This window comes from Microvirga pakistanensis, from assembly GCF_004458765.1.
GTDB lineage: Bacteria > Pseudomonadota > Alphaproteobacteria > Rhizobiales > Beijerinckiaceae > Microvirga > Microvirga pakistanensis.
Map to the genome: position 1 here is coordinate 1 of NZ_SPJX01000690.1, position 223 is coordinate 223.

General features: G+C 66.4%; 1 protein-coding gene. It reads left to right on the forward strand.

What is annotated here, in order from left to right:
* Positions 1-223 (forward strand): ATP-binding protein (locus E4K09_RS26755; RefSeq protein WP_244610713.1); only part of this gene is annotated, 223 nt, incomplete at both ends.

The window sequence follows — 223 nt, forward strand, 5'->3', positions numbered from 1 at the left end:
CTCGAGGCGGCGCTGCTCAATCTGGTGCTCAATGCCCAGGATGCCATGCCGGACGGCGGCACCATCACCCTGGCGACCGAAACCACCGGCCCGTCTCCCAATCCGGCGGAATTCCCCGGCAAGTCCATGCCGGACGGGCGGTGGGTTCGGATCACCGTGACGGACACCGGCATCGGAATGCCCGTGTCCGTGCTGGAGCGGGCCTTTGATCCCTTCTTCACCA